At 28.3% G+C, this 13,091-nt stretch carries 16 protein-coding genes and 1 tRNA gene; 1 reads left to right on the top strand and 16 read right to left on the bottom strand.

The genetic code is table 11. From position 1 onward, the window contains the following. Positions 1 to 338 precede the first annotated feature (338 nt). The 13 genes from CHB67_RS14035 to CHB67_RS13975 form a co-directional block, all read right to left on the bottom strand. Positions 339 to 782: a JAB domain-containing protein gene (locus tag CHB67_RS14035; RefSeq protein ID WP_089382414.1), complete on the bottom strand. Its 444-nt coding sequence runs from the start codon at positions 780 to 782 to the stop codon at positions 339 to 341. A gap of 66 nt (positions 783 to 848) precedes the next feature. Further along, positions 849 to 1,499: an NUMOD1 domain-containing DNA-binding protein gene (locus CHB67_RS14030; RefSeq protein WP_089382413.1), complete on the bottom strand. Its 651-nt coding sequence runs from the start codon at positions 1,497 to 1,499 to the stop codon at positions 849 to 851. Continuing rightward, on the bottom strand, positions 1,492 to 2,901 hold the full coding sequence (locus CHB67_RS14025) for a primase-helicase family protein (protein WP_089382412.1): 1,410 nt from the start codon (positions 2,899 to 2,901) through the stop codon (positions 1,492 to 1,494). The genes CHB67_RS14030 and CHB67_RS14025 overlap by 8 nt, the downstream gene beginning before the upstream one ends. 252 nt (positions 2,902 to 3,153) lie before the next feature. After that, positions 3,154 to 3,897 (bottom strand): hypothetical protein, encoded by a 744-nt coding sequence (locus CHB67_RS14020; protein WP_089382411.1) that lies wholly within the window; start codon positions 3,895 to 3,897, stop codon positions 3,154 to 3,156. A 179-nt stretch (positions 3,898 to 4,076) separates the two neighbouring features. Then, positions 4,077 to 4,334 (bottom strand): hypothetical protein, encoded by a 258-nt coding sequence (locus CHB67_RS14015; protein ID WP_245813550.1) that lies wholly within the window; start codon positions 4,332 to 4,334, stop codon positions 4,077 to 4,079. A gap of 71 nt (positions 4,335 to 4,405) precedes the next feature. Further along, positions 4,406 to 5,380, bottom strand: a complete 975-nt coding sequence (locus CHB67_RS14010; protein ID WP_089382410.1) for a DUF3871 family protein — start codon at positions 5,378 to 5,380, stop codon at positions 4,406 to 4,408. Continuing rightward, entirely contained in the window at positions 5,358 to 6,266 is a 909-nt protein-coding gene (locus tag CHB67_RS14005; protein WP_089382409.1) for an AAA family ATPase, read from the bottom strand. The genes CHB67_RS14010 and CHB67_RS14005 overlap by 23 nt, the downstream gene beginning before the upstream one ends. A 122-nt stretch (positions 6,267 to 6,388) precedes the next feature. Beyond that, a complete protein-coding gene (locus tag CHB67_RS14000; protein ID WP_089382408.1) occupies positions 6,389 to 6,733 on the bottom strand; it encodes a hypothetical protein in 345 nt (114 codons plus the stop codon). Between the two features lie 132 nt (positions 6,734 to 6,865). Further along, the gene (locus CHB67_RS13995; protein WP_141119726.1) at positions 6,866 to 7,651 is read right to left on the bottom strand and encodes a hypothetical protein; all 786 of its coding nucleotides are present in this window, start codon (positions 7,649 to 7,651) and stop codon (positions 6,866 to 6,868) included. Positions 7,652 to 7,682: 31 nt separating this feature from the next. Next, positions 7,683 to 8,516 carry a hypothetical protein gene (locus CHB67_RS13990; protein WP_089382406.1) on the bottom strand — a complete coding sequence of 278 codons (834 nt, stop codon included), beginning with the start codon at positions 8,514 to 8,516 and terminating at the stop codon, positions 7,683 to 7,685. A gap of 22 nt (positions 8,517 to 8,538) precedes the next feature. Beyond that, entirely contained in the window at positions 8,539 to 8,958 is a 420-nt protein-coding gene (locus CHB67_RS13985) for a hypothetical protein (RefSeq protein ID WP_089382405.1), read from the bottom strand. Between the two features lie 95 nt (positions 8,959 to 9,053). Continuing rightward, entirely contained in the window at positions 9,054 to 9,659 is a 606-nt protein-coding gene (locus CHB67_RS13980; RefSeq protein WP_089382404.1) for a hypothetical protein, read from the bottom strand. A 23-nt stretch (positions 9,660 to 9,682) separates the two neighbouring features. After that, a complete protein-coding gene (locus tag CHB67_RS13975; RefSeq protein ID WP_089382403.1) occupies positions 9,683 to 10,168 on the bottom strand; it encodes a hypothetical protein in 486 nt (161 codons plus the stop codon). 54 nt (positions 10,169 to 10,222) lie between these two features. On the opposite strand from CHB67_RS13975, the gene CHB67_RS13970 reads away from it, so the two are divergent. Next, positions 10,223 to 10,471, top strand: a complete 249-nt coding sequence (locus CHB67_RS13970) for a helix-turn-helix domain-containing protein (protein WP_089382402.1) — start codon at positions 10,223 to 10,225, stop codon at positions 10,469 to 10,471. Between the two features lie 52 nt (positions 10,472 to 10,523). Here the strand turns inward: CHB67_RS13970 and CHB67_RS13965 are convergent, their stop codons facing one another. The 3 genes from CHB67_RS13965 to CHB67_RS13955 all read right to left on the bottom strand — a co-directional run bounded on the left by CHB67_RS13965 (position 10,524) and on the right by CHB67_RS13955 (position 12,875). Beyond that, positions 10,524 to 11,249 (bottom strand): hypothetical protein, encoded by a 726-nt coding sequence (locus tag CHB67_RS13965; protein ID WP_089382401.1) that lies wholly within the window; start codon positions 11,247 to 11,249, stop codon positions 10,524 to 10,526. A 153-nt stretch (positions 11,250 to 11,402) separates the two neighbouring features. Then, positions 11,403 to 12,599, bottom strand: a complete 1,197-nt coding sequence (locus tag CHB67_RS13960) for a site-specific integrase (protein WP_089382400.1) — start codon at positions 12,597 to 12,599, stop codon at positions 11,403 to 11,405. A gap of 202 nt (positions 12,600 to 12,801) precedes the next feature. Beyond that, positions 12,802 to 12,875 (bottom strand) — tRNA-Asn (locus tag CHB67_RS13955). Between the last annotated feature and the right edge of the window lie 216 nt (positions 12,876 to 13,091).

Raw genomic sequence — 13,091 nt, 5'->3', positions numbered from 1 at the left:
TACTGTAATTCCTGTGTTGTCTTTTCATAATTCAAAGTTAATTTATGTAACTCTAAATCTCGCATCTTTATGTCCAGTCTAATATAGGAAGTCCATATTGTCTTGAATAGTTGTATTGTGAAAGTACTTGGTATATTTTTTATAAGCTTTAGTTATTACACTTTGATCTTGTAAGTTTAAATAACTATTTAATACCGACGGTTGAAATAATCCCATTAAATGTATTTATTGTTTGTATTCACTGACACAATATCAGTAGCAATTAATTTTACGATAAATTTAGGATTTAATTTGAGAAATGACAAGTTAATAAATTATTGTTTAGCAGTTTTTACAGTCTAAACATTTTCATCAGCAAAACTATATTTCCCTTTATTTGAAATAATTAAATTATCTAAATATTGAATATCCAATAGTTTGGCGACATCACTAATTTTTTGATAAATTATTTTATCACTGTTGCTGGGTAATAATTTTCCTGAAGGGTGGTTGTGGCAAGTAATAATTGCTGTTGCACAACTTTTTAAAACAACGGCAAAAAGTAACTTAACATCTACTAGGGTAGAGGTCATACCTCCTTTAGTCATTTCATAAATCCCTAAGACTTCATTAGAATTGTTTAATAGCATTACTTTAAATTCTTCTTGAAGTTCTATAATGTCAGGATTCCAATGCTTCAACATTACTTTAAAAGCATCATCACTACTATTAATTTTTACATTTCCATTATCCAGTTTTACAGGATTGTATTTGATTTTAATTTCTGATATGGTATTTTTCATTAGTTTTTTTAATTAAAAAAGCCTCATCATTTCTGACAAGGCTTTGCTATTACTGTTTCTTTTTTATTAATTATACTTCCAAATATAACCTCCAGACTTCTCCCTTTCTTTTCTGCAAACTCTTGTAATACAAGATTTACTTATACCTGTGTTTCTTGAAGCTTCAGCTACTGAAGAAAATTTATTTATTAGTTTACCTTCTAAGTTTAATTGCAGTACTTCTTTTCTGCGTTTATCCTTTTTAGGAGAATAAGGTTCTTTGTATTCATAAGACCAATAATAACCCTTTAAAGTATTATTTACACTTAAGCAGGTTGCACTTATGCATTGTTTAGTTGCATTGACTGCATTACCTGCATCAGTTAAACAGGTGTATGTATTTAATAACTTTCCATCTAAAATATTATATTGATATACTGTTTTTTTAAATTCACCCCCAATAGAGTTGTTATAACCATCTTTTTTTGAATTAAATTCATAGATGTATTTTTGTTCTAATTGAGCCAATTCATCTACTGATAAAGCAGTATCAATTTGCTCCCAAGTAAAAGCCTCAATACCATAGGTACTGATAGCTTCTTGAAATTTACCTGATTCTTTTCTTTCTGCTCTTTCTGTATGATCTAATTTACGCTGATGTATTGAATTTGTTGTTGCACCAATGTAAACACTTCCATTAATTCTATTTGTTACTTTATAAACAATTCCTTTACACATTTCGAACCTCCTTCCTTTTAATTATAAAATTATAGTCTCCTCCTGATGATACACGCTCATAATCCCCTCCATTTTTAACAGCATAATCTTGTATCCATTTGCTAATTTGGTGGGATGAAACCACCTTAAACTGAGGATAAAACTCTTTAAAATCTGACTCGAATTGTCTTTTATCAATCCACCTATTATATTCAATAAATGAATCTGCAAACTCAACAAACTCTGTACAACTATTTTCCCTCATCTTTTCTTTATCCAGATTTAATGTAGGCGCATTCAACAATCCATATTTCAAATAATCTTGTACACACCCCATCATAAACTGGTAAAATTTTGACCATTCATCTTCATGCCAATACTTATCGAAGAATCTATTTCCAAATTCCTTTTCTGGAGTAAAATCTGCATCATAATAATTAGCAATTTCAAATTCGTGTCTTCTTCGTATATCTGAAGATCCTCCTGGCCCTTTAACTGGATAGTTTGAGGTAATTAAAATTTTCGGAGACTCTTCAAAATCTATAAAAAATGCGTCCTGCCTTTTCTTTTCAACTTCAACACCCGATGTAATCATAGAATAAAAATTTTCAAGACTTACATTTTTATTCAAGTCATCATAAACAATAACGTCAGTAGTAAGATTAATCCGCTGATTTTTAAACCAACTTCCACTTTTAATTTCTTTACCATCAAAAGTTTCAACATCTCTAAAAACTCCGATTGCTTTACTTAATAACGTTTTACCTGTTCCACCATTTGCCAAATCGTTTAAAGTCATCTTCTCATCATAGAGAATAATTGCCTTCATCTCTCCATGCTCTCTGTTTCTATGTAGTAAATAACCTAAAATAGTTTTTAAAGCTAAAAGCCGTTTGTCATCTCCTTTTGTTAAATTTTTACAAAAAATTTCAAACTGACCTTCATTTCTGTTTAACGGGATTGAATATTTTGATTTAATTATTCTATTTTCCCAAATTACTATAGGCAATGTTTCATATCCTAATGCCTGACATCCATCTTTTGTAACATGGCAATAACAGTTTTCAAAATAAAAATTTGAGTCAAACTTACCATCTCTATCACTGGGTAAATTTTCAATTTTCATCAAATTCAATTTTTGCTGTGAAATATATGTAGTCACTCCTTTCGCAAAAATCTCATAAACATCAAATAATCTTAAAGTTTTTAGGTGACAACCAATAAAATGGATTATATCACCAACACAAGTTTCAAGCAGTCTATTATTCTGCTTTCTTACTATTACATAATTTGAATTGGATATTTTTAACCTCATAAAACCATGCATCTCTAAAAAATTAATAATCCTAGAGTGAGAAATTCTAGGTTTTCCATCTACATATTCCCAAAACTGGGAATTTTCTTCTTCTTTTCTTTCTTTCATTTAATTAAATTTTAGTTGCATATGTATAAACATGCAACTCATTAATATTTTTTTCACTATGTCAAAGAACTTGAAGTATTCGAATTGAAATGAAGTTAAGTGCACCTTAATCGTTGGCATCTAAACATACTCATTAGCAATTCATACCGAGTACTTAATGCAAAGGTAAAATGAAAAAATAAAGTATGTAGGGGAAACTTTTTTATCCCCTGTTAATAAGTAGTCACTTATTGTTACAATAGTTAGAAGTTATTAATGAAAATCCAATTCATAGAAGTTATCATTTTTAAATATATTTTTTAGTCTTTCAATTGCCTTTTCTGACCCTTTATTAAAATGTTTGACATCATTGACAACTTTTCCAGCGTTTTTTATTGGGGTGTAATCTTCTCCACTCTTGTATAAAAAAGTTTTTTCTATTAGGAACCCAAAGTGACTATCCTTAATTGAGTCAATATTATTATTTTGTCTCAATAATGTGAGCAATAAAATAATATCCGTTTTATTCATATTCATTTTAAATTTCTCTTCAATTGTATAGCTTGGAAGTATATGTATGCTTTTTAAGTAATCTATTACTACTTCAATTTGCACAAGTAAAGACAATTTTATGTTTACACCTAGATATTCAGACTTCTTAATAATTTCCTCAATTTCAATAATTTTTTTCAATTGTATTTTTGAATATGCAATAATCCTCTCTTTCTCAAGCAATAATTCAGACTCAATGTGTTTCTTAAAAAAAACAATATATCTTTTGGCAAACAATGGTATTTTTACATTTAAGAAATCCTTAATAAAATACCACTCTATATAGTCTTCCTTATCAGTTAGCAAATTTTTAGTTTTATAATTAATAGAAAAATCTGTCTTAACCACATTTAAATAAGCTACTTCATTAGGAGGATTTCGATCACACCATCCTGCATATTTATTTTGTAGTGCCAAATAATTCTCTTCAGTTTTAAAATCTAAAAATGTAATAGGGATGTCCATAATTTCTATAATAAGTTGACAAGTTGTCAATTGCTATATAAAAATACATAACACACCATTAAAAACAATGCGTTATGTATATATTTATGCACATTCTTTTTCAGTGGCTTTATTGAAGGAGTGCCGTCTCAAAAGCTTGGTTATCCAAAATACAGTATCTCCTATCCATATATCGCTATTTACTCATTATCAACTATTATATCAAAATGATGATAGTAATATGCAGCTCCTTTTATAATATAAACAGTCTTTAATTCTTGGGTAATTTTCACTTCATCAACCCAAACCAACTGCCCCTTTTTTAAAGTTCCAACATCCTTTAATACGGCCACTCTAAATGGGCAAAACAACAGTTTAAGTATGTTGTTCCAAGTAACAATATAAAGCTGCTTAGGTGAGGTGTATTTGAGCAAATCAGCCAACTCTTTTTCATCCATATCTTTATTTTTGTAGATGGTTATTTACAACTTGAAAACTATCCAAATTGCAGAAAATAGCTATGTAATAATTATGTTAATAGCCAGTTCGGTGTACTGTTTTGCAGCGAATTACCTAGATTATTGATAAGCTCATATGCATTTACATTGCGCTCAAAATTAGAATCTATGTAACTAGACTTATTAGCTTCAGTACATAAATTATACAAATTCCAAAGGTTTATAGATCCTTCTGAATTTCTTCCAAAGTTTGGGCATTCAAAATAATCTTTAACCACCTTATTCACCTGACTGTCATTTAATGTTAAAGGGAACACTTTATTTTGGGTAGGTTTATCTAAATACTGATACATTCTTAACTTCCCAATAAAATGAGCAAATTGACTTTCTGACAATTGAAACATATTCATACGTTCCATATTTCCCAGATGCTTTTCTTTATTATAACCTGAGAATAAATTGGACATCTTATCACTTAATTCATTAATGGATGCTATTCTAATCTCGTTGGAAAATCCATCTGTAGCAATACATAAATTTGTACAAACCTGATTTTTAAAACCTATGAAGACTTTAAATTTCTCCATTGACTTCTTACTGTATAAGTTTTCCTGATTGTAAGCTCTAACACCACCTACGCTTAAACTTAGTTCATTTCCATTGACAATTTGTTTTATCTCTGGAATATCAATTAAAAAAGCACAACGTTCATAATAGATAGTTTTTTCGTGTTCTAACAATTCCTTTGCTGGTTTCCCAATAGCAGAAGGTATTCTCCCTTTCACAACGTGACTTACTCTAATATTAGGCTCTTTGACTAGTAAATCAGGGAATAAGCCCTGTACTACTTCTTTAGCTTTACTTATGAATTGATAATGTGAAATAGTTGATTCATTGTCTTTGCTAAACACAGGAATTATACATTTTTTTTGTAGGTGATTCAATGCCACTTGCTCTGTATTCGCTTCTATAAAGTTCCCTTCACTTACTGAGGTAATAACCTGTTCCGTTGGGATAACTTGATTACTGTTTGCTATCAATTCCATTTTGTGATTTTTTAGTTGGTTGAATAATTTGATTGTTTGGTATAATTTGAGCTGACACATTTTCAATCTCTGCTTTTCTTTGAAGAACACTATCTTTAATTCTAATCTGGTAGTTTGGGTATTTACCATAAATATGACGCAATCCTTCTAAGTTTTCACACAGTTCAATTTCTTGTTGTATTTCTGCTAAATATTCTTTTTCAGATTTACCATTATTGCACCAATCTTTTAATAATTTTCCTGTTCCTTTGGAAATTACAAACTCTGGCTTGTTCATAAACAATCCTGTTCTATCTTTTGAAGCAACGGCCAAATGCTTGTCATTAATAAGTTCAAAATTGGTTGTCAATTCATATTCAAATCCTTCTCTAGTAATCTCTTTAGTACCGTGCTTTATAACTTTTGTACGACCATTTTGATTACTATCTAGCGAATAATCAATTTTTCTTCTTGCAGTCGTAATGATGTGGCATTTAGACTGTAAAATAGCATCAATAAAAGCTTGGTGTCTTGGACTTACTTTTGACCAATCTTGAAATCTACCTCCAAGTTGTTCGTGAATTTGCAGACACCCTCCTTTTCCCTGCCATTCTTGGGTTATGGAGTCAATGATGATAACTTCCATTGAAGCTTCTTCACAAGTTTTAATAGCCTTTATATACCTTTCTGGACTATAAGGCTCATCTAAAGACAACACGTTATACTCTCCTAAATGCGCATATAAACTTGCGCTGTTATTTTCCGTATCAATAATGGCAATTTTAGTCCAATCATTGGTAATTCCATAGGCTAATAATAAAGCAGAATAGCTTTTGCCAAATCCACTTGCACCACTTAATCCAAGTCTTAATTTTACTTGATTCCTTTGCGCTTGTTCTAATTTCATAATATTTATTTTTAGTATTTATAATTAGTTTAGTTATAGAGTATCACTTGTCTTAAAAAAAGACATAAAAAAAAGGAGCAACATTGCTGAAGCTCCTTGATTTATTTGATACTTTAAGAAGTTTATATTACTTCTTCTTTCAGTATAACATTTTCTTTTAAAATGCTTTCTTCTTCTGAAATAAACTCAAATCTATGAGTTAATGTTACTACTTCACCTGTGTTAGGAATAGTATATTCATAAGGTTCTGAATTAACTTTCTTCACACTTCCTGGTAATTGTGTTCCTTTTAAAGCTTCACAAGTTAATTCATCAAAAGTACAAGATACTCTTGCTGTTCTTGTAGTTAAATAAGTTCTTCCTGTTTCTTTGTTTTTAACAGCTTCTATTCCACCTTGAACTATAAGAGTGTTAAAAGTTGTTCCATCCTCTTTTTCATACGTTTTGTAATCTACAATTGTTACCATAGTTTTTTAAATTTTAAGATTATACAATTAAGCACGGGGGTATCCCGCAAAATCAAAAAAGAGTAGGGGTTGAGTTTACGTTAACTCGCTTTTTCGTAAAAAAAAATATTTTGGAAAATTTTTTTAAAGAAATTATATCCACCATAGATTAAATAATTTCCATTTAACTCTAACAATTATACCATTATGTAGAATTATTTTTTTGGTCTGTGATAAAATAATTTCATCATCTTTAGAGATTCTATCATTTTTAAAAACATAATCCCTTAATTGAAAATCATTGTCCGATCTCTGAATAATTTGAAATTCTTGACTATTTATATCATTATATTTTTTTCCTACAAAAATATGGCTAAAAGTATTTCTTCTAATTTCTAAATATTTGTCAGATTCTAATATTTTAAACAATCCATCCACAGTTTTAACACCTTGAATTACAACTTTATCACCTACGCTGGGCTTATTTTGATTTTTCGATAGGTGTACCTCTAAAACATTATTGTCTTTTAATAAAAACTCTTTAATATTTAACTTTTTAGATTTCAATTCCTTTAAATATCTAACTGGATTTAAATCTGGAATATAATTTTCATTTGAAAGTGTGAAATACGTATCATTCGTACCGTCTATTTTTAATATCAAGATACCATTGTCAATAAACACTTCGTTACATAAAATAGTGTCATATTTCCTATCAATCAATATAGATTTAGCTTCAGGGAAATAATCCCACCTTCCCATCTGAACAACTCCATTTTTAGACAATACAAGGTCTTTATTTTTTTTAAAAATCAATTTCTGAATTTCATTTTCATCATCCACCAATGTCCAAGGCTTATTTATCAAAATTGAAGTTTTATTCAAGGATAAACTTAAGCTTTTTAGCTCCTTTGAAATATTTATTAAAAATTCTTTCATAATCAAATTATGATTTAATATCATTTATTTTTTACTCCAAGTATGTAAATAAAACATTTCCTTCACGAGTTGTCCCATCATTTAAATACTCTATAAAACCACAGCTAATAGGGTATCCATCTGAATCATAGGTGTAATTAGCTTCTAATTCTAACTTGTTATTTTTAAAAATCTTAGTTGCATTCTGTTTGAAAATTGAAGAAACTAAATCATATGGCTCAAATCCTTGGTCTTCAAAATATCCAAATTTCTTCCATAAACCATAAAAAGGATTCTTTTTACCATCATATTCAAAAGTAGTAGTAAATCCACTGCTACCATCTGTTATCTCCATTGAAAGAATATTACCCTCATTATCGTAGGTGTAATAAATACTTTCAGACATTGAGGCTGTTGAAACTTCAGAAATCAAATTTCCTTTAGTATCATAATTAAATGTAATATCCTTTACATCAGGACCAAAAGTTTTCAATTTTCCATTCTCATAAATATAGGTACTCGGCTGATAAAATGCAGAGCAATCATAACTGTCAATGTTAATATCAGTCAAATTTTGATCACTGCATTCCTTAGCTAAACTAATTTTGTTGTCAATATTGTATTCGTAATAAACTAATTCACCTCCATTATTTTCTTTTACTAAAAGTCCATTAGAATATGAGAAATCTAGATTCATTTCTCCCCACCAAAAATCTGTATAAGTAATCTTTTTTAATAATTTATAGTTCTCAATAATTTCTTCATTATCATTGCTGTTTTCATCATTAGGTGGATCATCAGAATCTTTACCACAGGAATAACCTAAAAAAATGATTGCTAATAATGTTACTATTATTGTTGGTTTAAATTTTTCATAGAATTTCATAATAATTGTTTTAAATGTTAATTTATTTTTTTAAGTCAAAAAAGACTTGACTTGATTCATCATCATAAACCATCAAACTTAATTTTTTGTCTGTAGTATAATAAAATACAATCGTGGTTTCTATTGGGTTATCCAAATGTTGTGTAAGGCATTTGTACAGATAATTTGTAGTGCCATTATCTTTCAATTCACCTAAATAATCAACTACTTCATAAAGTAATAATTTATTAGGCATTCTAGGATCTTGTATAGCTACACTCCCTTCTGTCTGGTTTTCATCAATTAATACAGCAATTTTAAATTCGGATTCTTCTATAAAATTATTTTCTTTAGATGAATTATCTTGAAAACTTGTTTTATAGCTTCTATAATCACCATTAAAATTTTGGGAGTAACATAATGTATTTATTAAAATTGTTAGGGTAATTAGCGTCTTTTTCATAGGTGTTTAATTTTTAGGAGAATAGTATGGAAATAACCTTATAATAACTCTGAAGAATAAATATTTCTATTAGCTTCATCTTTTTCTAATTTAAGTTAGAATTCTAAATCTTGTTTTTTCAGCCACTCATTTCTAATTATATCCTCTTCATCAATTTTATAAAATGAATCTTCTAAAACGTTTCCAACTTTATACATCTGTTTATTATTATAACATTGTGTAATCAAATTATTTTCTAACCAAATATTCATCACTTCAATTGCCCATATTTCATTCTTATTATATTTTAAAGTTATACTTTTAAGTAATTCACTTTTTGAAAGCCTATTATTGGTCCCAAATATTTCAAATATCTCAATATCGTACTTATAACCTATTTTTCTTTTTCTTTTATTGTCAACCTTAATCCTATTTTCATATTCACGATCTCTTATTATACTTTCATTAATTAGCTTTCTCTCCTCTGGATTATTTAAAATCTCACTTAACTTTTTATTATAATTATCCTTACTCATAATTGGATTTTCATTTCTTGTTGAAATACTATACTCTCTTATAAATTCTTTTGCTTTCCAACTATGTTTAGCTAATTCCCTATTACTTTTTTTCAATTCTTCTTTATTAGATTGATATTGCATCATAATGTAAATTAATAAGCCAAATAAAAATATTCCTCCTATTGCTTGTAAAAATTCTCCCATCTTTAATATATTATTGTAACCCTTTAAAAACAGTTTAACTCTGTTATTAATATTGAATTGTTCTCTGTAATTGTAGAACCTTTTAAATTATCTTCTAAATAGAAAAACAAACTTTTAAGTGGGTATCTATTTAGTTCCTCTAAATCAACTTGTTCAATCTTATAGAGACCAATAGCTATATCCCTTTGATTCATAACCATAGATTCTGACTTTAGAGGAATTAATTCAATTCCTTTATTATTGGTAGTTTGAATTATAACTTTATTTGTTAGTTTTTGAGATGTCATCGTTTTAAACAACACAGAAATATTTAACATAAATTCATTAGAAGTAATATTTTTATAGATAGCAATACCTACTTCGTACTCAGCCTGACGAATTACTGGCTTTGGGTTAAAATATTTAATTTCATTATTATCTGGTCTAATTACTGTTTTTAAAAAACTACATTGAGATTGTACAGATGTAGCGCTCAAAAAAAGTACAAGTATTAAAATTATCTTTTTCATAGTTTATTTTTTTAATCACTTTCAAATATAGGCATAAATGCCTACTTTTTTATTATGAAACTCCACGAAATTTACATTGTGGAGTATTTAGATGAATCATCATTTTTAATTGCCTTTGGTAAGAACCTTAGAAAGTATAGAAAACTACAAGGTTTTACACAGGAACAACTCGCCAACGATTTAGGGATTGAAATTTCCCAAATAAGCAGAATTGAAAGAGGAGTTATAAATACTTCAATTGGAAACATCAATTCAATTTCTAAAGTTTTAAAAATTGATATTAAAGATTTATTTGATTTTTGATTAACCAAGCAAAAAACCACCCCTAAATTAGAGGTGGCTTAATAATTTTATTTTAATAATAGTAATCTAAATAAATTTTTGAAGTTTGCCCGTGGTCAAATATAAATAAATCGGCTGTCATTGGGTAGTCATCTTCATCATACTTATAATTAACCTGAACTTCAAATACAGTTGTGCCTTGGGTATCCTTAAATATCATTGCTCTTATGTTATTGTTAGGGATAAGGTCTCTAGCCTTCATTAAGTTAGGGTTTTGATATCCGAAATTAAGTTGGATTTTTTCAAGTACTTCAAGCATCATTGATGATTTTAATGTGTAAAACAAGAAATTAGGTTTGGAGTCATAAAATATCTCACCAATAATTGAAGTAGAATTATATCCATTTTCAAAAGTAAGAATCTTAGAAGGGTTTCCATTTGTGTCAAATTCTAATACCCCTCCCTTATCAAAAACATCATAGGGGGCATTGTATAGTTCACTTACAGTATACATCCCATCAGAATAAGATCCTATTGTATTTAATTCTCCTTGTGAATTGTAATTAAATGAATAAGTATCTTCTCCATCAGAAATACTACTTAATTTATTATCACCTCCATAATTAAATATTACGTAAGCACTTTCTCCATATTCATTTAAACCCTGAATTCTTTTTATTTGCTTTTCTTTTACTTCTCCGTTTACTTCTTCAAATTCATCCTCAATTGTGGTTTCATCATCGCAACTAAAAAATAACATAATTCCAATAAATGGTAATAAATACTTAATCTTTTTCATTTTTCAATAATTTAATAACGCCTACTGTTAAGGGGTTCAGCTTTCCCTAATTTTTTATCAAAAATAATTATAATAAAAAATAAAACCTTACGGGTTTCCGTAGGGTTTATTAATAATAAAAATTCCAAATAAGTGACTTCTTGAAAATCGATTTTATTTTATATTATTCAACCTTTTCATTTGTTCACTAACTTTTTTCTGAACTACCTTCCCATAACTATCCTCAGTTATAGTTATACTACTATGACCTAACAATTGACTCACAATTTCCATTGGTACATCATTATATAATAATACTGTGCTAGCAAATGTTTTTCTAGCTGTGTGAGTAGTCAATCTTTTAGTGATCCCTAAGATACTAGCTACCTCTTTTAAGTATGAGTTGTAACGTTGGTTGCTACAGATATTAAATATATTATCAGAATTATCATCCTCATATTTATCAATCAATTCTCTAGCTTTTGGTAATAATGGAACAGAAATATTCCTCTGTGTTTTCTCACGTTTCATTTCAATCCATAGTTCATCATCAAATCCTTTTACAATATGTTGTTTTTTAAAGTTTTTGATTTCATTGTAGGCAAGCCCTGTATAGCAACTAAAAACAAACCAGTCTTTCACTTGTTGTAATCTGGGTTGGTAGAATTGATGTTTTTCCAATTTTTTCAATTCATTTACAGATAAAAACACAATCTCAGTTTTCACACTTTTAGTTTTATATAGCATAAAAGGGTCTCTATCTAAATATCCTTTTGATAGGGCAACCTTAATTGGTTTTCTGAAACGTTGAATAGATTTATTAATGGTAATTTGCTTTTGACTTTTTTCCACCTTTAAGTAATATTCAAAATCAATTAAAAATTGTAATGTTAATTTTTTTAAAGGGAAGTCATTGGTTTTATGTTTCCATTTTATAAAGGATTTTACATTGTTTCTAACATAGTGAAACTTATTCCAGGTTGCTTCTTTTATATCTATCCCTATGAGCTTTTTAAGCATATCTAAGTAGCTTTCAAACACTTCTAATACATTATGTTCTTTGGCTATTTTCTTACCTTTGTATAAGGTGTAAATATCATCTATGGTGAAGTTGTTTTCCTTAACTTGAAGCAATAAAAAAGCCTGACGAATTTTATTTTCTATCAGGCTTAGTTGTTGGTTTATTAAAGTATTTTCTTTGTTAGGTGGTTCAGCAATTTGTTGTTTACTGTCCCAATATTCAGGATTTATAAATAATCCAGTTGAGAATTCCTTTCTGTTTTTATTATAGGTGATTCTGCATCTTATAGGGCAAACTCCTTTTCTATTTGTTTTTGATATGTATAATAGAAATCTTATATTAATTTTCATAGTAGTAAATTTTAGTTAATTGTTTAGAATGGGTCACCTTTTTTAAAAAATGGGTCACCTTATGGTACACCTTTTTTATATTAAAAATGTGAGTAAATTTAAAATGAAGTTTAAGTGAATTTTCAGTATTTTTGTAAATAGCTGATAATGAAGAAACAGTGTAAAAACAAAAAAGAGCTACATTTCTGTAACTCTTAATTTGCTCCTCCTCTTAGGCTCGAACTAAGGACCCTCTGATTAACAGTCAGATGCTCTAACCAACTGAGCTAAGGAGGAATTTCGCTTTTGCGAGTGCAAATATACAAGCTTTTATTAATTCTGCAAACGTTTTTTAAAAAAAAATAACTTTTTTTGTGCATTTTTTTTCAGTGAATATATAACTAGCTGTTAATTAAATTGTAATGAAACTATTTAAATAGTGTTTTTTTAAGTGTTTAGCATTTTTTCAACCTAAAAATTGCTTAAAGCGTTAAGATTGTAACTTAAATTGTA

It is taken from the genome of Lutibacter agarilyticus (assembly GCF_900188235.1).
Classification (GTDB): Bacteria; Bacteroidota; Bacteroidia; order Flavobacteriales; family Flavobacteriaceae; genus Lutibacter; species Lutibacter agarilyticus.
The sequence above is the reverse complement of the archived record's forward strand: the minus strand, read 5'-3'. Positions and strand labels throughout refer to the sequence as shown.

Bases quoted from the DNA above. Each gene is read 5' to 3' on its own strand.
- CHB67_RS14035 (WP_089382414.1), bottom strand. From the start codon at position 782: ATGAAAAATACCATATCAGAAATTAAAATCAAATACAATCCTGTAAAA.
- CHB67_RS14030 (WP_089382413.1), bottom strand. From the start codon at position 1,499: ATGTGTAAAGGAATTGTTTATAAAGTAACAAATAGAATTAATGGAAGT.
- CHB67_RS14025 (WP_089382412.1), bottom strand. From the start codon at position 2,901: ATGAAAGAAAGAAAAGAAGAAGAAAATTCCCAGTTTTGGGAATATGTA.
- CHB67_RS14020 (WP_089382411.1), bottom strand. From the start codon at position 3,897: ATGGACATCCCTATTACATTTTTAGATTTTAAAACTGAAGAGAATTAT.
- CHB67_RS14015 (WP_245813550.1), bottom strand. From the start codon at position 4,334: ATGGATGAAAAAGAGTTGGCTGATTTGCTCAAATACACCTCACCTAAG.
- CHB67_RS14010 (WP_089382410.1), bottom strand. From the start codon at position 5,380: ATGGAATTGATAGCAAACAGTAATCAAGTTATCCCAACGGAACAGGTT.
- CHB67_RS14005 (WP_089382409.1), bottom strand. From the start codon at position 6,266: ATGAAATTAGAACAAGCGCAAAGGAATCAAGTAAAATTAAGACTTGGA.
- CHB67_RS14000 (WP_089382408.1), bottom strand. From the start codon at position 6,733: ATGGTAACAATTGTAGATTACAAAACGTATGAAAAAGAGGATGGAACA.
- CHB67_RS13995 (WP_141119726.1), bottom strand. From the start codon at position 7,651: ATGAAAGAATTTTTAATAAATATTTCAAAGGAGCTAAAAAGCTTAAGT.
- CHB67_RS13990 (WP_089382406.1), bottom strand. From the start codon at position 8,516: ATGAAATTCTATGAAAAATTTAAACCAACAATAATAGTAACATTATTA.
- CHB67_RS13985 (WP_089382405.1), bottom strand. From the start codon at position 8,958: ATGAAAAAGACGCTAATTACCCTAACAATTTTAATAAATACATTATGT.
- CHB67_RS13980 (WP_089382404.1), bottom strand. From the start codon at position 9,659: ATGGGAGAATTTTTACAAGCAATAGGAGGAATATTTTTATTTGGCTTA.
- CHB67_RS13975 (WP_089382403.1), bottom strand. From the start codon at position 10,168: ATGAAAAAGATAATTTTAATACTTGTACTTTTTTTGAGCGCTACATCT.
- CHB67_RS13970 (WP_089382402.1), top strand. From the start codon at position 10,223: ATGAAACTCCACGAAATTTACATTGTGGAGTATTTAGATGAATCATCA.
- CHB67_RS13965 (WP_089382401.1), bottom strand. From the start codon at position 11,249: ATGAAAAAGATTAAGTATTTATTACCATTTATTGGAATTATGTTATTT.
- CHB67_RS13960 (WP_089382400.1), bottom strand. From the start codon at position 12,599: ATGAAAATTAATATAAGATTTCTATTATACATATCAAAAACAAATAGA.